We start from the raw sequence: 19,046 nt of genomic DNA on the forward strand, positions 1-19,046 counted from the left end.
AACTATTAACTGATCAGTTTGTACTCAATCGACGAATTGTTGGATAATACGCTTATTGGCGCTGATAACCCTTCCAGCCGTTGAAAGCTGAGGCCTTGCCCCGATAATAGTAGAGGCAGGGCGGAAATTTGCGCAGTACGCTGTCGCATTTCGAAGATCGGTTTCACATTGTTACAAACAGCAGCAAAGTCATGAGGGGTGCCGCCCTGTAAACTGGGGGCATCCCGACATACAGGCAAAAGATCGACCTATGATACTAGAGATTCTCGAATACCCGGATCCCCGTCTGCGCACCATTGCCAAGCCGGTAGAAGAGGTCACGGACGCTGACCGCAAGCTGATCGACGACATGTTCGAGACCATGTACGATGCGCCCGGTATTGGCCTGGCGGCGACTCAGGTCAACGTTCATAAACAGATCATTGTCATGGATCTGTCGGAGGACAAGAGCGAGCCGCGGGTGTTTATCAATCCGGAGGTAACCGTGCTGGATGGCGAGAAAGAGGCCATGCAGGAGGGCTGCCTGTCGGTTCCGGGATTCTACGAAGATGTCGAACGGATTGAACACTGTATGATCCGGGCGCTGGACAGGGACGGCAAACCGTTTGAACTGGAGGCGAAAGGTCTGCTCGCAGTCTGCATCCAGCATGAGATGGATCACCTGAACGGGAAGCTGTTCGTTGACTACCTCAGCTCGCTAAAGCGTAACCGGATTCGCAAGAAGCTGGAGAAGCAGCACAAGAAGAGCGCCTGATCAGGCTGCAGGCGAGCGAATAACCAGACACTATCTTCCGGACCGGGTCATGACCCGGTCTTTTCGTATTACAACGAAACAGAGATCACAACACCGTGCGACTTGTTTTTGCTGGCACCCCGGATTTCGCGGCAACCGCGCTCAAAGCCTTGATTGCCGCCGGCCACACCATCGTTGGCGTTTATTCCCAGCCGGACCGTCCCGCCGGCCGTGGCCGGAAGCTGCAGCCCAGCCCGGTCAAGCAGGTGGCGCTGGACCATGAGATCCCGGTCTTCCAGCCCGAAACACTGAAAACAGCCGAAGCGCAGAAGCAGTTGGCCGACCTGAAGCCGGACGTGATGATCGTCGCCGCCTACGGCCTGATCCTGCCAAAGGCGGTGCTCGACATTCCCACCCACGGCTGCCTGAACATCCACGCCTCGCTGCTGCCGCGCTGGCGCGGTGCCGCTCCCATCCAAAGGGCCATAGCCGCGGGCGATGCGGAAACCGGCATCACCATCATGCAGATGGACGAAGGCCTGGATACCGGGGCCATGCTGTTGAAATCCCTGACCGCTATCGATACGAGCGACACCGGGGGCAGCCTGCACGACCGTCTCGCGGAGCTTGGTGGCAAGGCCATCATCAAGGCCCTGGAGCTTTTAAAGAAAGGGGAACTTACCGGGGAACCGCAGAACGACGACCTCGCCTGCTACGCCAGCAAACTGAGCAAAACCGAGGGCCATATTGACTGGGCCACGGACGCCACAGCCATTGAACGGCTGGTTCGCGCTTTCAACCCCTGGCCCGGAACCTACACCGATCTGGGCGATCAACGGATCCGCATTCACGAAGCCAGGGCCCTTGTGACAGACAGCGACGCGTTTCCCGGCACCGTGGTGCATAGGGATCGGGACGGGATCGATATTGCCTGCGGCAACGGCACCCTGCGCATCACCCGCCTGCAACTGCCAGGCTCCCGCGCCCAGAGCGTGAATGACCTGATCAACGGCGGCAAAGAACTGCTGATGCCCGGCCAGGAGCTGCGCTGACATGGGGGACCGACAACAACCCATGCGCGCCATCGCCGCAGGCGTGATGCTGGCCGTGGAAAACGGCCAATCCCTGTCCCAGTGCCTTCCGCCAGCCCTGAACCGCCTGCCCGCCAACGAACGCCCCGAACTCCAGGCGCTTTGTTATGGTACGTGCCGCTGGTTTCACCGACTGGAGGGCGAACTCAATGGCCGGCTGAAAAAGCCCCTGCGCAAACCGGACCGCGTCGTCCATCACCTGATGCTGGTGGCCCTGTTCCAGTTACGCTTCAGCCAACAGGCCACCTACGCCATACTCAATGAAACCGTCGAAGCCTGCCGGGCCCTGGACAAACCGCACCTGACCGGCCTGGTGAACGGGGTACTCAGGGCCGCGGAACGGGAAGGCGCACCCGAGCCAGCAGACGATTCTGCCCGTTTCAGTCACCCCGTCTGGATGGTGGAAAAACTCCGCCATAACTGGCCGGAAGACTGGCAGCAGATTCTGAACGCCAACAATGCCCAGGCGCCCATGACATTAAGGGTGAACGCGTTGCGTTTTTCCCGTGACGAGTATCTCGGCCTGCTGAAAGAGGCTGGCATTGAGGCGAGCCCGACCCGTTTCGCACCCCACGGCATTCAATTGGCCCATCCTGTGCCTGTCGACCAACTACCCTGGTTCGCTGACGGCGCCGTGAGCGTGCAGGATGAAGCGGCGCAGCTGTGCACCACACTGCTGGATCTGGCCCCGGGCCAGAGAGTTCTGGATGCCTGCGCCGCGCCTGGGGGTAAAACCTGCGCAACCCTGGAAAGTTGTGGCGAACTGGCAGAAGTGGTCGCCATAGATGAATCCGCGGAACGCCTGCCCCGGGTCCAGGAGAATCTGGATCGCCTGGATCTGGACGCCACTCTGAAACAGGCCGATGCCGCGGCCACCGACCAATGGTGGGACGGCGAGGCATTCGATCGCATTCTGCTGGACGTGCCCTGCAGCGCCAGCGGCGTGATTCGCCGTCATCCCGATATCAAGTTATTACGCCGTGAATCGGACATTACTCCCCTTGCTGCTATACAGCTCGGGTTACTGGACGCGATGTGGGCTATCCTGAAACCCGGAGGCCGGCTGGTGTATGCCACCTGTTCGGTGTTCCCCCAGGAAAACCACCGTATAATTCAGCGGTTCTGCAAGCAGCAGACCGATGCCATCCTTGTTGAGCCAGAGGCTCAGTGGGGGCGCGATATGGGTGCGGGGCGGCAACTGCTCCCCGATCCGGACAGCCATGACGGCTTCTTCTATGCCGTGCTGGAGAAACCCGAACCATGAAAATCCTGATTCTCGGGGCCGGCCAGGTCGGCGGAACACTCGCCGAAAACCTTGCCAACGAAGCCAACGACATCACCATCATCGACTCCGACAGTGCCCGGTTGCGGGAGCTGCAGGACCGGCTTGATATCCGCACGGTCCAGGGTGCGGCGTCCTATCCGACGTCACTGCGCCAGGCCGGGGCCGAAGATGCCGACATGCTCATCGCAGTGACCAACAGCGACGAGACCAACATGGTGGCGTGCCAGGTCAGCAAGCTTCTCTACAAGACACCGACTACCATCTGCCGGGTGCGGGCCAACGCCTACCTGGCAAAATCGGAGCTGTTTTACCAGCGTGACCAGACCAAGGATCTGGACAGTCTCCGCGGCTTCCCGATCGACGTTCTGATCAGCCCCGAGCACCTGGTGACCAAGCACATTACCCGGCTGATCGAAAACCCCGGCGCCTTACAGGTGCTTGAGTTCTCCAAGGGGCTGACCCGTCTGGTGGCCATCCGTGCCACGAAGGGCGGGCCACTGGTGGGCCATGAGCTGTCTTACCTGCGCACACACATGCCCAAGATCGATACCCGGGTGGCGGCAATTTTCCGGAAAGACCGGGCAATCATGCCCGAAGGAAACACGGTAATTGAGGACGGCGATGAGGTGTTCTTCATTGCTGCGGCCGACCACATCAAGTCTGTAATGAGTGAGCTCCAGCCGCTGGTAAAACCCTACAAGCGCATCTTTATCTGCGGCGGTGGCAACATTGGCCAGCGCCTGGCCAACACCCTGGAAAGCCGTTACCAGGTCAAGCTGCTGGAACGGGACCACGAGCGCTGTGTGATGCTTTCAGAAAACCTGCGCAAGACCGTGGTGCTCGAAGGCAACGCCGCCAACAAGGACATCCTGCTGGAAGAGAACATCGAAAACACCGATGTATTCTGTGCGGTGACCAACGACGATGAAGCCAACATCATGGCGTCACTTCTGGCCAAGCGCCTCGGTGCCCGCAAGGTACTGACCCTGATCAACAACCCTGACTACGTGGACTTGATCCAGGGTGGCGACATCGACGTGGCCATCTCGCCCCAGCAAACCACCATCGGCAGTCTACTGACCCACGTACGCCGGGGCGACGTGGTAAACGTTCACTCACTGCGCAGGGGCGCTGCCGAGGCGATCGAAGCAATTGCCCACGGCGACCATCGATCGTCCAAGGTGGTGGGCAAACGGCTGGATGAAATCAACCTGCCGGAAGGCACGACCATCGGTGCCATTGTCCGTCGCAACGAAGTTCTGATCGCCCACGATCACCTCCGGATACAGCCGGATGACCACGTTATCCTGTTCCTGGTCGATAAAACCCGCATCCGCGATGTAGAAAAACTGTTCCAGGTTGGGCTCACCTTCTTCTGACTTAGAAATACACAGCCAGCACGCGTATAATGCGCCTTTCTTTTTCAGAGCGTCCCGAAGGATAACCGGGGCGCCACACACAGACTGATCAGCAGGCAACCGTCGTGACAGACAAGGCAACAAAACAGACTACTCCGGATATCGGGACCTTCCAGGGCCTGATCCTGGCTCTGCAGAATTTCTGGGCGCAGCACGGCTGCGTGGTTCTTCAGCCCCTGGACATGGAAGTGGGTGCCGGCACCTTCCACCCGGCCACCTTCCTGCGTGCCATCGGGCCGGAAACCTGGAACGCTGCCTATGTACAGCCCAGCCGCCGCCCCACCGACGGCCGTTACGGTGAGAACCCCAACCGCCTGCAGCACTATTACCAGTTCCAGGTGGTTCTGAAGCCATCGCCGGACAACATTCAGGAGCTGTATCTGGATTCCCTCCGTGCCCTGGGCCTGGACCCGCTGGTGCACGACATCCGGTTTGTGGAAGACAACTGGGAGTCCCCGACACTGGGCGCCTGGGGCCTGGGCTGGGAAATCTGGCTGAACGGTATGGAAGTCACCCAGTTTACCTACTTCCAGCAGGTTGGCGGCCTGGAGTGCTTCCCGGTTACCGGCGAGCTGACCTACGGGCTGGAGCGCATCGCCATGTACCTGCAGGGTGTGGACAGCGTATACGATCTGGTCTGGACGGAAGGCCCTGACGGTGTGGTCACCTACGGTGACGTGTTCCACCAGCAGGAAGTGGAGATGTCCACCTACAACTTCGAGCACGCCGACACCGAGTTCCTGTTCCACAGCTTCGATGTTCACGAGCGGGAAAGCGCTCGCCTGATTGAAGCGGGCCTGGCACTGCCAGCCTACGAGCAGGTACTCAAAGCCTCCCACACCTTCAACCTGCTGGACGCCCGCCACGCCATCTCGGTGACCGAGCGTCAGCGTTTCATCCTTCGGGTTCGCACCCTTGCTCGAGCCGTTGCCCAGGCCTACTTCGACAGCCGTCGCTCGCTCGGCTTCCCGCTCGCCCCCGAGGCGCTGCGTAAGGAAGTCCTCGCCGCTGCTGACGCCGCCGACGACAAGGCGAAAAGCAAGAAGGGCAAAAAAGCGAAGAAGGCACAGCAGGAACAGGGGAACGCATAACCATGGCTACACAGGATTTTCTGGTCGAACTGGGCACCGAAGAGCTGCCCCCCAAGGCCCTCAAGCCGCTTTCTGATGCCTTCACCCAGGGCATTGCCCGGGGTCTGGAAGAAGCAGGCGTCGAATTCGCAACGGTTGAAAGTTTTGCCGCTCCGCGCCGTCTGGCCGTGCGCATCCGGGATCTGGCCGATTCCCAACAGGACAAGTCGGTTGAAAAGCGTGGTCCTGCCGTCAAGGCGGCATTCGACGATGCAGGCAACCCGACCCGCGCGCTGACCGGCTTTGCCACCTCCCTGGGCGTCACCCCGGATCAGCTCGACACCCTGGAAACCGATAAGGGTGCCTGGGTGGTCTACCGCACGGTCGAGCAGGGCAAGCCCACCGTGGAACTGATGCCGGAACTGGTGGAGCAATCCCTGGCCAGCCTGCCGATTCCCAAGCGCATGCGCTGGGGCGCCCACCGCACCGAGTTCGTTCGCCCGGTGCACTGGGTCGTCATGCTGTTTGGCAACAAGGTGATTGAAACGCCGATCATGGGGCTGAACCCGGGCAACAAAACCCGCGGCCATCGCTTCCACTGCCCGAAATCCCTGATCGTGCCCACGCCGAATGATTACGAAGTCGTTCTCAAACAGGAAGGCTATGTGATCGCTGACTTCGCGGAGCGTCGGGAACAGATCCGTGCCGGCGTGACCGAACTGGCCGAAAAGGAAGCTGGTGGCAAAGCGGTCATTGATGAAGACCTGCTGGACGAAGTCACCGCACTGAACGAGTGGCCTGTGCCTTTGATGGGCCGCTTCGAGGAGCGTTTCCTCGAGGTACCGGCAGAAGCGCTGATTTCTTCCATGAAGGAACACCAGAAGTACTTCCACGTGGTGGCCGCCGACGGGGAAATGCTGCCGCTGTTCATTACCGTTGCCAACATCGAGAGCAAGGATCCGTCCCAGGTGATCTCAGGTAACGAGAAAGTGATCCGGCCCCGTCTTTCCGACGCCGCCTTCTTCTATGAAACCGACCGGAAGACAAAGCTCGAGGATCGCATCGATGCCCTCAAGCCCATCGTGTTCCAGGAAAAGCTGGGCAGCATCTACGACAAGTCCGTGCGCGTCTCGGCCCTGGCCAGGAAAATTGCCGACGCCATCGGCAGTGATCCGGCCCTGGCAGAGCGCGCCGCCATGCTGGCCAAGACCGACCTGGTCACCGAAATGGTCCTGGAGTTCACCGATCTGCAGGGCATCATGGGCCAGTACTACGCTGCCAACGATGGCGAGCCGGAAGACGTGGCCAAGGCACTGAACGAACAGTACATGCCCCGTTTCGCCGGCGACGACCTGCCGACTACCCTCACCGGCTGTGCCATCGCCATTGCCGATCGGCTGGACTCTCTGGTGGGTCTGTTCGGCATCAACCAGCCACCGTCCGGTACCCGGGATCCGTTTGCCCTGCGCCGGGCATCCCTGGGTGTGCTGCGGATCATCATTGAGCGTGAGCTGCCGCTGGACCTGCAGACCTGCTGCGAGTGGGCGGAAGAGAACTTCACTGTGCTGACTGAGCAGAATACCGCGAGCACGGTTGTCAACTACATGCTGGAGCGTTTCCGCGCCCATTACGACGAGCAGGGCATTGGTGCCGAGGTTTACCTGGCCGTTCACGCCCGCCGTCCGACTCGCCCGCTGGATTTCGACCGCCGAGTTAAGGCGGTGGAAGCCTTCCGCCAGCTGCCTGAAGCGCAGGCTTTGGCCGGCGCCAACAAGCGAGTTTCAAACATCCTGACCAAGCAGGGTGGTGACAGCATCGGAGAAACCGTCGACGCCAGTTTGCTGCAGGACAGCGCGGAAAAGGCATTGGCCGAGCAGGTCGACCAGCAGTCCGCCAAGGTCCTGCCGCTGTTCGAGAACGGCGATTACGCCAGTGCCCTGAGCTCCCTGGCCAGCCTGCGGGAATCGGTGGACAGCTTCTTTGACGAGGTGATGGTGATGGCCGACGATGAGGCCATCCGGAACAACCGTCTGGCCTTGCTGAACCGGCTGCGGAACCTGTTCCTGCGCGTTGCGGATATCTCCCTGCTGCCCACAGCAGGTTGAGGCCGGACGAAGGGGCGCGCACACAGCGATGCTGATCATTCTGGATCGGGATGGGGTCATCAATGAATACGATGGCAATTACATCTGCTCGGCGGATGAATGGCATCCCATTCCCGGCAGCATAGAAGCGGTGGCCCGGCTCTGTCATGCCGGCCACCGGATTGCCATCGCCACTAATCAGTCCGGCATCGGTCGAGGCTATTACGACACCGACGAGCTGGATGCCATGCATGAAAAGCTGGAGCAGCTGGTGGAAGCCCAGGGCGGTTGCATCGATTTCATTGCCTTTTGTCCCCACCATCCCGACGATCAGTGTGGCTGCCGCAAACCGCTGACCGGCCTGCTGGAACAGATTCGACAGCACTTCCGGCTGACCAGCCTCCAAGGGGCCATCATGGTGGGTGACAGCCGAAAAGACCTCGAAGCGGGGCACGCCGAAGGTTGCCACCCGGTACTGGTACGAACCGGCAATGGCAAGGAAACCGAACGCCACTTGGACGCCAGGCCCATACAGGGCGCCGATGTCAGTATCTACGATAATCTCAGCAAATTTACGGATGCCCTTTTGTCCGCCGAGGGCTGGTAAAACCAAAGCGAATCCGTATAATACCGGCCGTTGATCGGCGTGTGGCGCAGCTTGGTAGCGCACTTCGTTCGGGACGAAGGGGTCGCAGGTTCGAATCCTGCCACGCCGACCATTTTCCCGCGTTCTCTCTCCTGTTTATCTCCTGTTTGAAGCTTCAACGAACCACAGCGATGACGACGCATCTGGTCTCGGCTTTGTCGTTACCTTCTTAAAGCAAAGGCTCCACCGGCAACAACGAAAACAGATACACCAACGCCCTCTTGAAGGCGCCGACATTGGGCTCATGATGGTGCTCAATCGTCTCCGATCCATTGAATTCCAGCCAACGCAGTTCGCCGTCCTCGTCCAGTATTACTTCGTAGGCCGCCAGCCTGACCTGTTCGGGAAAGGCCGACTCCAGAGCATCAGCCAGTTCCGGACTTTTGATCAGAAAACCCAGCTCGGTGTTTAGGTTCGCTGAACGGGGGTCGAAGTTGAAGGAACCGACAAAGAGCGTCTCGCCATCCACGGCAAAGGTTTTGGCGTGGAGGCTGGCCGCAGAGCTCCCAACCATGCCGCCAGAGCTCTGGTGCTCGTCTTCATTTTCCGACCTGAATTTACGCAATTCGAACAATTCGACACCCGCTTCTAATAGAGCCTCCCGGTATTTCGCATAGCCTGAATGCACCAGCGCAACGTCGTTGGCTTCCAGGGAATTGGTGAGAATCCGCACCTCCACACCGTTCGCTTCCAGATCTCGAAACAACTCTACGCCGGGATTACCGGGAACGAAGTATGGCGAAACCAGGGTTACTGTCTTGTCGGGTTCACCCAGGGCCAGGGCCAGCTGTTGGCTCAATAAACCGTGCTCCTCTTCCAGGCCTTGGGCTTTGGCCGGATCATCGCTCACCATCTCGACCGGCGCCCAAACAAACGACACCTCCTGGTCCAGTAACTCTTGAAGGAAATCTGAATTGCGCAAAGCCGCTACAAAACGACGGGCCTCGGCATTCTGTTCAACGGCCGCAAGACTGGTTTCCAACGCATCCAGATCTTCATCGCTGACTGCAGACAACAACCGATCCGCCGGATACGAGGAATCACTCGCCCAGTAACGATCAAAATCCTGCGAAACACGGTCCACGACAGGCCCGATGGCCAGGACATCCAGGTCCGAGAATAGGGCACCGCTGCCAACCCCGAAATACTCATCGGCAACATTCCGGCCGCCAATGATGGTGGCCTGGTTGTCAGCCGTAAATGACTTGTTGTGCATCCGGTGGTTCAGGCGGCCGAATTCGGTCAGGAAGCCGAGGGCACGGGAACTGCGAATGACGAACGGATTGAACAGCCGAACCTCGACGTTGTCATGATTATTCAGTGCGGACAGCCATTCATCCATGCCTGCGATGCCGTTGTCATCCAGAAGCAGCCGGACCCGCACGCCGCGCTCGGCGGCCCGATACAGCGAGTACAGAAGCAGCTTGCCAGTAATATCGTCCTGCCAGATATAGTACTGAACATCCAGGGGTCGATCGCTGCCCTCGGCAAGCAACGCTCGGGCAACGAAAGCATCAAGGGGATTCTGCAGTGCAGCAATACCACTCAGGCCAGGGTGGTTTTCGACTTCGTACCCAACTGCCCGGCCAAGGCGGGTGCCTGCTGTCTGCTCCTGCGAGAAAGCTTCAGACTGTGACCGGTCTTTCAGAGAGGGCAGTGCGCAGCCGGTCAACAGACTTGTTAGCAGTAAGAGCGTCAGTGTGAAGGATGTTCGGCTTAGGATCATTTATACAGGGAGCCATCGCGTGACGAATCAATCAGTTGGAATCATGGCACAAAGAAACCTGTTGGACAGGTTGCAGAGCTGCGTTTCCAAAATATTGTCAATTCAATACTGAGGTTCGCGGCTTCAATTCGTTAAACCTATTTGTTCTATAGATATAACTATATTGGATAACGGCTGCTGAACGGGTTATTGTTATTCCGACATCAAGAGGCCAACAGCCTCCACCAGTAAAACCCGACAGGAGATTCATCATGAGTTTATTGCTTGGCTCTACCGCCCCGAACTTCACCATCGACAGTACTGCAGGCCAGATCAACTTCCACGACTGGGCCGGCGATTCCTGGGTATTCTTCTTCAGCCACCCGGCCGACTTCACGCCGGTGTGCACCACTGAAATGGGCCGCACCGCTCAGCTGGCGAAAGAATTCGAAGCCCGCAACGTAAAGCCCCTGGGCCTTTCCACTGACACCGTGGAAGAGCACGTAAAGTGGATTGACGATGTCAACGACACCCAGAACTGCAATCTCCAGTTCCCGATCGTTGCGGACGCAGACCACAAAGTGGCCGAACTGTACGAAATGATCCACCCCGGCGAGAGCGAAACTGCGGCCGTACGCAGCGTGTTCATCATCGACCCAGACAAGAAGATTCGTCTGACCATGACCTACCCGATGGCGGTGGGCCGCAACTTCGACGAAATCCTCCGGGTCATCGATGCCCTGCAAACCGGTGATGCCAACAAGGTTGCCCTGCCGGCCGACTGGCGCAAAGGAGGCGATGTGATCATTCCGCCCTCCATTTCCAACGAGGAAGCCAAAGGCCTGTTCCCACAGGGCTGGAATGAGATCCGTCCGTACCTCCGCACCACCAAGCTGTAATCCGGTTCGCGGATAATATCGGGGCCCGCCGTTTGGCGGGCCTCCCCAATGCAGGAGGCCCCCCATGAAACAGATTCTGACAGCTCTACTTGTCACTCTTGCCATCGGCTTCAACGCCCAGGCGGAAGACGCGCTTTACCTGACCTCACAGGAAACCTATGACCTCGTTCAGGAGCAAGGTGATCGCCTGCTATTTGTCGACGTCCGGGATCCAATTGAAATTATGTTTATCGGCTTCACCGATGTGGTCGACAAGAATATCCCGTTCAAACTGGCGGATCGCTCAGACTTTCTCGCGGATAAAGACCGGTTTGCCATGAACACCAATCGGGATTTCGCTTCACAGGTAGAAGAAGCCCTGAGAGAAAAAGGCCTCACCAGGGATGACCTGGTCATTACCATGTGTCGTTCCGGTTCCAGCCGCGGCAAGCCCAGCGCCGAATACCTGATGGAGCGGGGCTTCACCAATGTGAAATACATTGACCACGGCTTTCAGGGCAGTGGTGCCAAAGAAGGTAAAAAGAAAGGCATGAGAATTGTGAATGGCTGGCAGAATGAAGGCCTGCCATGGTCTATGACGCTCAATCCAGAGAAAATCTATCGTCCGTGATTGGAATGTAAACGCCCGGGGTCGGTCCAGCCCCCCGGGCTTCCGCCCTCAGAAGGTGAATGTACGCATCTTCGGGTTCAGCATCTGGCCGGCCATTTCCGGCGGCATGGCCACCCCAACGCCATCAATCAGATCATCTTTGCTGTATTCACTGTTCGGTAGATACAGCGCACAGACTTTAGCATCACCACCGTTTTTCAACAGGCCGCTCAGCATCTGCCCCGGCGTTACATTCTTGGGTTTGAGCGCAGGCGCTTCGTAGGACTTGAGTGCCAGGTCACCGGCTTTGTCACAAAGCAACACGTTTACCTTGGCTCCCTGCTGGGCCATGGTGTTCGAAAGCACCATTGCCATGCCCTGGGTTTGCAGCGAATCGCTGGACAGGATGACCAGCACCTCTTCGACGCCGCCTTTGTGGCTGTCGGCCTGAACACTGAAAGGTACGGCTGCAATCAGTGCAGCTGCGGCGACGGCCTTGATTGATTTGATCATGGGAAAAACTCCTTTTTGGTTGATCGAAAGACTTCAAAATCAATGTATCTGGCCAGGGAATGAGCTTCAGTGACAAAGTCACTTTCAGAGCTATGCCTGCCTTAAAGCTGACCCCGCCCTCATATTTCCTTTTATTCTAACCATAGACTAATAAGTTTGGTACCCTTTGATATATCTCAAGCTCACTTGCGCGCAGCAAACAAAGACAAGAGGTTCGAGGCATGACCAGCAACACAACCACCACGGGCAACGTCAAAACCCATACGGTCGTAATCGTAGGCGGCGGGGCGGCCGGTATCTCGGTGGCGTCCAGCATTCATAAGCGGGACAGCAATATCGACATTGCCATCATTGAGCCCGCTACCCGGCATCATTACCAACCGGGCTGGACCATGGTGGGTGGTGGGGTTTTCCGGCCGGAAGTCACCTCCAAGCCTATGGCAGAAGTCATGCCCGCTTTTGTTTCCTGGTACCAGCAACCGGTAAGCGCCATCGACCAGGACAACAACCGGGTTACTCTGGGTGACGGTTCTTCCATGGAATACAAAGCCCTGGTGCTCGCTCCAGGGCTGGAGCTGAACTGGGGCGGCATCGAAGGCCTGGAGGAGGCGTTGGGCTCCAATGGGGTCACGTCCAATTACCGCGAGGGCATGGCCAGCTATACCTGGGACCTCGTCCAGAATCTCAAGAACGGCCGAGCGCTTTTCAGTCAGCCTCCCATGCCGATCAAATGTGCAGGCGCGCCCCAGAAAGCCATGTACCTGTCTGCCGATTACTGGCTCAAACACGGCGTGCTGAACAATCTGGATATCCAGTTCCATAACGCCGGCGCCGTTCTGTTCGGTGTGGCCGATTACGTCCCGGCCCTGGAAGCCTATATCGAAAAATACGGCATCAACCTGAATTTCCAGAGCACACTGGTTGCCGTAAACGGGCCCGCACAGACAGCGGTATTCCGCTCAACCGACAGCGAGGGCAACAGCCAGGAGCGCGAGATCAGCTTTGACATGCTGCACGCCGTCCCACCCCAGCGGGCACCAAAGCTGATTCGTGAATCTGCCCTGGCCAACGAAGGCGGCTGGCTGGATCTTGAGGACGATACCCTACGCCATAAAACCTACACCAATGTCTTTGGGCTAGGGGACGTTAGCGGAACCGGCAACGCCAAAACCGCCGCTGCAGTGCGTAAACAGGCGCCAGTGGTGGCTGAGAACCTGGTGGCCACGCTCCGAAACCAGCCGCTTGAGGCCGCGTATCTGGGCTACGGCTCCTGCCCGCTGACGGTGGAAAACGGCAAAATTGTACTGGCGGAGTTCGGATATGGCGGAGTACTGCAGCCCAGCTTCCCGAAATGGATCAACGATGGCACCAAAGCCACCAGGGCCGCCTGGTGGTTGAAGGCCAAGCAGCTGCCAACGCTGTATTGGCACGGGATGTTGAAGGGGCATGAGTGGCTGGCCCGGCCCGCAAAGCGTTAACCCCTGGGAGAAGCTTACCAATGGAGGCTGCCCCACGAACAAACGGCCCGCCAGCGCCATGTGTCGCGTTGGCGGGTAGCGCCTCGGGCGTTGTCATTAGGGAAATTCCTGAGGCCCTTCACCGTTCCCACCGATAGAGTTATTGCAATATTTGTCCTATCCTGACTTGGTAATAAGTCTTTTACGCTAATGTCAGGGTTGATAATGCGCAGAAACCTACCGGTTACGGACAACGAAAAAACCTTCTCACCCAATCAGAAACTTATTTCCTCCACAGATCTCAAAGGTAAGATTAGGCACTGTAATTCGGCCTTTGTGGAGGTAAGTGGTTTCAGCCGGGACGAGCTGATTGGCCAGCCTCACAATATTGTCCGGCATCCCGATATGCCACCCGCCGCCTATGAGAACATGTGGGCACACCTTAAGGCCGGACAGCCCTGGATGGGCCTGGTAAAGAACCGTTGCAAGAACGGCGATTTCTACTGGGTCAGTGCCTACGTTACCCCGGTCACCGAAAACGGCAAGGTAGTCGGCTACGAGTCCGTGAGATCCTGTCCCGACAGGAAGGACGTCGAGCGCGCAGAAAAGCTATACGCAGCCCTTAGGGCCGGCAAAACAGGAACCCCTTTCTGGCGGCGCGTCCAACCCCCCACCATCTTTTTGGCGCTTGTTTTCATTGTCACAGGGGCACTGTTTCTTGCCGACCAGAAAATGTTGTCCGAGCTTGTGCTGGCTGGGGGCGTGATTGCCTATGCCGGCTGGATGCATCTGGCCAGAAAACAGCTGATGGGCTCGGTCACCAGGCTACTGGCACACAGCTTCACAGATGATCTGGCCGCAAGAAGCTACACCGATGATGATTTGCCACTGGGACGTATCAAGGTTGCAGTGAGGGCCCAACAAGCTCACCTTGATGCGGTACTCACCCGGCTTGAAGACTCCGCCGATGAGATGCGACTGTACTCTGTGAAAGGTCGCGAAGTCACCTTCGAAGCTCAGGAGGCCCTCAAACAGCAGCAGGGCGAAACCGAACAGGTTGCAGCAGCCGTACACGAGATGTCCCAGACCATTGCGGAGGTCTCCTCGAACGTCCAGTCAACGGCAGAGCGAGCCGATGGCGCAAAAGAGTTTGCCAATGAGGGGCGTTCCGTTGTGCGCGGGACCCGGGAAGCCATTGAATCTCTCAAAGGTTCCGTTCATGGCATTAGCGCTTCCGTTGGCGAGTTGGCTCAGCAGACTCAGCAGATAGCCTCAGCCGCAAAAATTATCGAAGAGATTGCAGAGCAGACCAACCTGCTGGCCCTGAATGCCGCCATTGAAGCGGCGAGGGCCGGCGAGCATGGACGCGGATTCGCCGTTGTGGCCGAAGAGGTAAGGGGCCTGGCATCCCGGACCCGCAATTCAACGAGTGAAATCCATGGCATTGTCAGCGAACTGATTGCCCGCTCCGAGGAGGCCAACCAGAAAGCCGACGAGGGCAAGCTTTCGGCAGACGAGGGCATGGAAAAAATGCTTTCGGCCGAGAGCACCCTTAATGACATTGCTGAATCCGTCTCCAACATTGCCGAAATGGCAATGCAGATGGCAGCTGCCGTGGAGGAGCAGGCCCAGGTGTCGGATCAGATCAACGAGCAAGTGGAGAAAATCTCGGATCTGGCATCCAACAACCTGTCCAAAGGTGAAGAGTCCACCGAGTGCGTTAAAAACATTGAGCAGATTGCGAACGATTTGCACGAGCTGGTCGTACGTTTCAAGTGACAGGAGGATGGACGCCGCCGAGCTTTGTTCAATAAATAACCACCCGGCCTAGCAAAGTGAGTCACGACCATGGATAGCAGTACCCTGGAAAAACGACGGCTCACCGCCCTTGAGCGTTTGGGCATTCTCGATACGCCCCCGGAAGACCGTTTTGAAAGGCTTACCCGGATTGCCCGCCAGTACTATGGTGTAAAAACGGCTCTTTTTTCGGTGCTTGATGCCAACCGTCAATGGTTCAAGTCGCGTCAGGGCCTTGATGTCAGCGAGACCCCCCGCCCTGTTGCTTTCTGTGATTATGCCATTCAGCAGGACAAGGCGTTTATCGTCTGCGACGCTACAAAGGACCCTCGCTTTTCACAGAACCCACTGGTTACCGGACATCCCAACATCCGCTTCTATGCCGGCATGCCAGTACGTGAGCCGACCGGTTTCAAAATTGGCACCATTTGCATCATCGACGATCAGCCCCGTGATTTCGGGGAACTGGATCTGGACATCCTCCGAAACCTTGCCACGATGATCGAGGACGAGCTCGAGCGAACGTACCTGTCGATCGAGAACCATGAATTCGTGGAAGTGTCTCACCTGAACCGATCAATCCAGCGAGCTTTGAATGTCTTTCTGACCAGTGACAACCAGAATGCGGCCTTCGAGCAGATGCTCAACGATCTCCTGTCGCTCACCGGCAGCCAGTTCGGGTTTATTGGCGAAACCCTGTCAAAAGAGAATGGCGCCCCTTATCTGAAAATCGGAGCGATCACCAATATTGCCTGGAACCCCAAAACCCAGGCGTTGTATCAACAGGTCGAACGACGGGGGCTTGTGTTCGATCGCCTGGACACCCTGATTGCACTTCCCATGACCTCGGGGGAGGTGGTCATTTCCAGCGATGTCGCGACCGACCCTCGCCGCGGCGGGCTCCCTCAGGGGCACCCCGATATTGATGCCTATATCGGTATTCCGGTGTTTTCCGGCGATCAACAAGTTGGACTGGTGGGGCTGGCGAACCGTCTCGGCGGATACAAAGTAAAACTGGCCGAAGAGCTCGAGCCTTTGCTGCAAACCCTCGGCAACCTGATCGAGCGCAAAAGGTTGCACCATGAGAAGCAGCAACACCAGAAACGCCTTGAAAAAGCGGCGAACTACGATGCCCTCACCGATTTGCCCAACCGCCGGAAACTCACTGAGATTTTCACCCAGGAGCTGCACGAGGCGAACCTGCGAGAAGGCACAGTTGCCCTCTGTTTTATCGATCTGGATGGCTTCAAAGGCATCAACGACCAACATGGCCACGCAGTTGGTGATGCAGTCCTGAAAATCATCTCCGAACGCCTGAAAGCAACTGTGAGGCAACATGACGCCATCGGTCGTCTCGGGGGAGACGAATTTGTCGCCATACTCCGGGATGTGGAGGATTCGACGGTCTACAACCGCATTCTGGAAGTTGTACGCCGCCCGATCAGTTACCAGAATTCTGTCATGAAACTGTCGGCCAGCATGGGTGTGACCGTTTATCCTGACGACGCCGAGGATCCGGATACACTGCTCCGGCATGCCGACCAAGCGATGTATGCGGCAAAAGATGCGGGCAAAGACAGCTACAGCCTGTTTGACCTCGCCTCCCACTATACCCGGAAAGAGCGTGTCCGCGTTCTCGAGCAGGTTGACGCGGCACTGGCGAAAAAGCAGTTCGAGCTCTACTACCAACCCAAGATCAACTACCGCACCGGATCGGTAGAGGGTTTTGAGGCACTGATCCGTTGGAACCACCCGGAGGAGGGGCTTCTGTCGCCGGCCCGATTCCTGGAGCACCTCGAATTTACCGAATACGCCAGACAGGTTGGCCTGTTCGTGATGGAAAGCGCAGTCGGCGTGATCTGCGAATTCATGAACCTGGGGTTGCCGTATACCGTCAGCATCAACCTGAGCCCCTCCCACTTCCTGAGCGAGCACTTCCCGGATGACATCACCGGCACCATGAACGAGTGCCCTCACGAGGTCCGGGACCGGCTGATCATAGAAATCCTTGAAACCACTGCCCTGGACGACACCACCACTGTCATGAAAAACCTCAGTGTTTGCCGCAATGCCGGGCTGGGCATTTCCCTGGACGATTTCGGCACGGGCTACTCGTCATTGAACTATTTCCGGACCTTGCCGGCCCAGGAAGTGAAAATAGATCGAACCTTCGTGGGAGATCTGATCGGGAACCAGGATAACTCGATGATCGTAGAAGCGATTTTGCGCCTGTCCCAGAGTTTTCAGAGGCGTACTGTGGCAGAAGGGGTAGAAACGGCCGAACAGGAGGAGCGTCTACTGTCTCTTGGCTGCGATGTTGGCCAGGGTTATCGTTACAGCCCACCGCTTCCACTTGCAGAAGCGCTCGAATGGGCCAACACTTTCACTTGGGCCCGTTATCGTTCGGGCCAGAACTAGCCGCGAAATCGCGGCCTTCGTGTGAGGGATCACATGCATCTGTCTGCAGAAACAAGGCTCAATGCCATTCTCGATGGTACTGGCGCGGGTACCTGGGAATACAATCTGGACACCGGTGAAATTATCTTCAACGAACGCTGGGCCAGTATGCTCGGCTATACCCTGGAAGAGCTTGAACCTCTATCCTTCGAGACGTGGGAGCGCCTCAGTCATCCCAGCGATGTCGAATCAGCCCACGAGGCTCTCAATGCTTACCTTAACCGGGAGGCCACCAAGTTCGAGTGCGTGGTTCGCATGCTTCACAAGGACGGTGACTGGCGTTACATCCACACCCGCGGAACCCTGTTCAACAATGACCAGACGGCAGAAAGCCGTTGGCTGATGGGTACGCATCTTGATGTCACGGAAGAGAAAGTTTCCCAGCACCAGCTGCAGCAGCTTGCCGAATCTCTCCCCGGGGTCATATATACCTTTACTCTCAATAAAGATGGCAGTTTTCACTTCCCCTATATGAGCCGCAAGGCCAAGGATTTCTATGGCGTAACGGCCGCGGAAACCCAGACCAACCCGGAACGGATGTTCGAAACCATTCACCCAGAGGATGTCGCAAAAGTTCACGAGACTATCGAACTCTCCCGCAAGACGCTAAGCGAATGGGTTTGTGAATACCGCATCATCAAAGATGGCCAGCCCCGATGGTTGCGAGGGGTTTCCCAGCCGGAGAGAAATCCCGACGGTAGTACTACCTGGCATGGCGTTATTACGGATATCGACGACCAGAAGCGCCTGGAATTCCAGCTGGAGGCCCTCACGATTACCGATGAACTGACAGGGCTCTACAACCGGAGATACCTGCTCAGAAAACTCGAGGAACTGGCTGACCAATCCGCCCGCTATAACCATCCGTTCTCATTGCTTTCCCTGGACATCGATTTCTTCAAAAGCGTCAACGATTCCTGGGGCCATCTCACCGGCGATAAGGTATTGCGCACGGTGGCCAATCTGATCGAAACGCGGACTCGCAAAACCGACATTGTTGCACGCACCGGAGGCGAAGAGTTTATCGTTCTGATGCCTCACACCACCTTGAGTGATGCCCGCCAGGTTGCCGAATCCCTACGTATCGGTATGGAGACAGAGAGTTTTCTCAGTGAAGATGACACCCCCTTCAACGTTACCTTGAGTGCCGGGGTCGTATGCTGGGACCAAAGCATCAACGGTGTGCGGGATTTGCTGTCAGCATGCGACCAGTTGCTTTACCAGGCAAAACGGGCAGGCAGAAATCAGGTCGTCGTCAGCGAAATCGGCGCTGAATAGAGCTGACAGGCAAAAAACAGCGTA

At 57.5% G+C, this 19,046-nt stretch carries 15 protein-coding genes and 1 tRNA gene; 14 read left to right on the forward strand and 2 right to left on the reverse strand.

Features of this window, described 5'->3' with window-relative positions; genetic code table 11:
* Nucleotides 1-250 precede the first annotated feature (250 nt).
* The 8 genes from def (at nt 251) to ABNF92_RS10705 (ending at nt 8,400) form a co-directional block, all read left to right on the forward strand.
* On the forward strand, nt 251-754 hold the full coding sequence (def, locus tag ABNF92_RS10670; RefSeq protein ID WP_069182443.1) for a peptide deformylase: 504 nt from the start codon (nt 251-253) through the stop codon (nt 752-754).
* 95 nt (nt 755-849) lie between these two features.
* Nucleotides 850-1,785, forward strand: a complete 936-nt coding sequence (fmt, locus tag ABNF92_RS10675; RefSeq protein ID WP_069182442.1) for a methionyl-tRNA formyltransferase — start codon at nt 850-852, stop codon at nt 1,783-1,785.
* Nucleotide 1,786: 1 nt separating this feature from the next.
* On the forward strand, nt 1,787-3,088 hold the full coding sequence (gene rsmB / locus ABNF92_RS10680) for a 16S rRNA (cytosine(967)-C(5))-methyltransferase RsmB (RefSeq protein ID WP_069182441.1): 1,302 nt from the start codon (nt 1,787-1,789) through the stop codon (nt 3,086-3,088).
* A complete protein-coding gene (gene trkA / locus ABNF92_RS10685; protein WP_069182440.1) occupies nt 3,085-4,488 on the forward strand; it encodes a Trk system potassium transporter TrkA in 1,404 nt (467 codons plus the stop codon). The genes rsmB and trkA overlap by 4 nt, the downstream gene beginning before the upstream one ends.
* A 104-nt stretch (nt 4,489-4,592) precedes the next feature.
* Nucleotides 4,593-5,618: a glycine--tRNA ligase subunit alpha gene (gene glyQ, locus ABNF92_RS10690; RefSeq protein ID WP_069182439.1), complete on the forward strand. Its 1,026-nt coding sequence runs from the start codon at nt 4,593-4,595 to the stop codon at nt 5,616-5,618.
* A 2-nt stretch (nt 5,619-5,620) separates the two neighbouring features.
* Nucleotides 5,621-7,702: a glycine--tRNA ligase subunit beta gene (glyS, locus tag ABNF92_RS10695; protein ID WP_349342119.1), complete on the forward strand. Its 2,082-nt coding sequence runs from the start codon at nt 5,621-5,623 to the stop codon at nt 7,700-7,702.
* A 28-nt stretch (nt 7,703-7,730) separates the two neighbouring features.
* A complete protein-coding gene (gmhB, locus tag ABNF92_RS10700; RefSeq protein WP_349342120.1) occupies nt 7,731-8,288 on the forward strand; it encodes a D-glycero-beta-D-manno-heptose 1,7-bisphosphate 7-phosphatase in 558 nt (185 codons plus the stop codon).
* A gap of 35 nt (nt 8,289-8,323) precedes the next feature.
* Nucleotides 8,324-8,400, forward strand: a tRNA-Pro gene (locus ABNF92_RS10705).
* A gap of 96 nt (nt 8,401-8,496) precedes the next feature.
* Here the strand turns inward: ABNF92_RS10705 and ABNF92_RS10710 are convergent.
* Nucleotides 8,497-10,053, reverse strand: coding sequence for a phospholipase D family protein (locus ABNF92_RS10710; protein WP_349342121.1), 1,557 nt, complete (start codon nt 10,051-10,053; stop codon nt 8,497-8,499).
* 251 nt (nt 10,054-10,304) lie between these two features.
* On the opposite strand from ABNF92_RS10710, the gene ABNF92_RS10715 reads away from it, so the two are divergent.
* Both ABNF92_RS10715 and ABNF92_RS10720 read left to right on the forward strand, forming a co-directional pair.
* Nucleotides 10,305-10,931: a peroxiredoxin gene (locus ABNF92_RS10715; RefSeq protein ID WP_222465764.1), complete on the forward strand. Its 627-nt coding sequence runs from the start codon at nt 10,305-10,307 to the stop codon at nt 10,929-10,931.
* 64 nt (nt 10,932-10,995) lie between these two features.
* Complete coding sequence (locus ABNF92_RS10720) at nt 10,996-11,541, forward strand: rhodanese-like domain-containing protein (protein WP_349342122.1); 546 nt, start codon at nt 10,996-10,998, stop codon at nt 11,539-11,541.
* Between the two features lie 48 nt (nt 11,542-11,589).
* Here ABNF92_RS10720 and ABNF92_RS10725 read toward each other — a convergent pair whose 3' ends face one another.
* Complete coding sequence (locus ABNF92_RS10725) at nt 11,590-12,033, reverse strand: hypothetical protein (protein WP_349342123.1); 444 nt, start codon at nt 12,031-12,033, stop codon at nt 11,590-11,592.
* Between the two features lie 221 nt (nt 12,034-12,254).
* On the opposite strand from ABNF92_RS10725, the gene ABNF92_RS10730 reads away from it, so the two are divergent.
* From ABNF92_RS10730 to ABNF92_RS10745, 4 genes are all read left to right on the forward strand, one after another.
* Nucleotides 12,255-13,511 (forward strand): FAD/NAD(P)-binding oxidoreductase, encoded by a 1,257-nt coding sequence (locus ABNF92_RS10730; RefSeq protein WP_069182432.1) that lies wholly within the window; start codon nt 12,255-12,257, stop codon nt 13,509-13,511.
* A 204-nt stretch (nt 13,512-13,715) separates the two neighbouring features.
* Nucleotides 13,716-15,269, forward strand: a complete 1,554-nt coding sequence (locus ABNF92_RS10735) for a PAS domain-containing methyl-accepting chemotaxis protein (protein ID WP_349342124.1) — start codon at nt 13,716-13,718, stop codon at nt 15,267-15,269.
* Nucleotides 15,270-15,338: 69 nt separating this feature from the next.
* Entirely contained in the window at nt 15,339-17,705 is a 2,367-nt protein-coding gene (locus ABNF92_RS10740) for an EAL domain-containing protein (protein WP_349342125.1), read from the forward strand.
* A 33-nt stretch (nt 17,706-17,738) separates the two neighbouring features.
* Nucleotides 17,739-19,022, forward strand: a complete 1,284-nt coding sequence (locus tag ABNF92_RS10745; RefSeq protein WP_349342126.1) for a diguanylate cyclase — start codon at nt 17,739-17,741, stop codon at nt 19,020-19,022.
* Nucleotides 19,023-19,046: the final 24 nt, after the last annotated feature.

Origin of the sequence: Marinobacter sp. MMG032 (genome assembly GCF_040112695.1) — a bacterium.
GTDB classification, from domain to species: Bacteria; Pseudomonadota; Gammaproteobacteria; order Pseudomonadales; family Oleiphilaceae; genus Marinobacter; species Marinobacter salsuginis.

Coding starts and splice junctions, on each gene's coding strand:
- def (WP_069182443.1), top strand. CDS start 251: ATGATACTAGAGATTCTCGAATACCCGGATCCCCGTCTGCGCACCATT.
- rsmB (WP_069182441.1), top strand. CDS start 1,787: ATGGGGGACCGACAACAACCCATGCGCGCCATCGCCGCAGGCGTGATG.
- trkA (WP_069182440.1), top strand. CDS start 3,085: ATGAAAATCCTGATTCTCGGGGCCGGCCAGGTCGGCGGAACACTCGCC.
- glyS (WP_349342119.1), top strand. CDS start 5,621: ATGGCTACACAGGATTTTCTGGTCGAACTGGGCACCGAAGAGCTGCCC.
- gmhB (WP_349342120.1), top strand. CDS start 7,731: ATGCTGATCATTCTGGATCGGGATGGGGTCATCAATGAATACGATGGC.
- ABNF92_RS10710 (WP_349342121.1), bottom strand. CDS start 10,053: ATGATCCTAAGCCGAACATCCTTCACACTGACGCTCTTACTGCTAACA.
- ABNF92_RS10715 (WP_222465764.1), top strand. CDS start 10,305: ATGAGTTTATTGCTTGGCTCTACCGCCCCGAACTTCACCATCGACAGT.
- ABNF92_RS10720 (WP_349342122.1), top strand. CDS start 10,996: ATGAAACAGATTCTGACAGCTCTACTTGTCACTCTTGCCATCGGCTTC.
- ABNF92_RS10725 (WP_349342123.1), bottom strand. CDS start 12,033: ATGATCAAATCAATCAAGGCCGTCGCCGCAGCTGCACTGATTGCAGCC.
- ABNF92_RS10730 (WP_069182432.1), top strand. CDS start 12,255: ATGACCAGCAACACAACCACCACGGGCAACGTCAAAACCCATACGGTC.
- ABNF92_RS10735 (WP_349342124.1), top strand. CDS start 13,716: ATGCGCAGAAACCTACCGGTTACGGACAACGAAAAAACCTTCTCACCC.
- ABNF92_RS10740 (WP_349342125.1), top strand. CDS start 15,339: ATGGATAGCAGTACCCTGGAAAAACGACGGCTCACCGCCCTTGAGCGT.
- ABNF92_RS10745 (WP_349342126.1), top strand. CDS start 17,739: ATGCATCTGTCTGCAGAAACAAGGCTCAATGCCATTCTCGATGGTACT.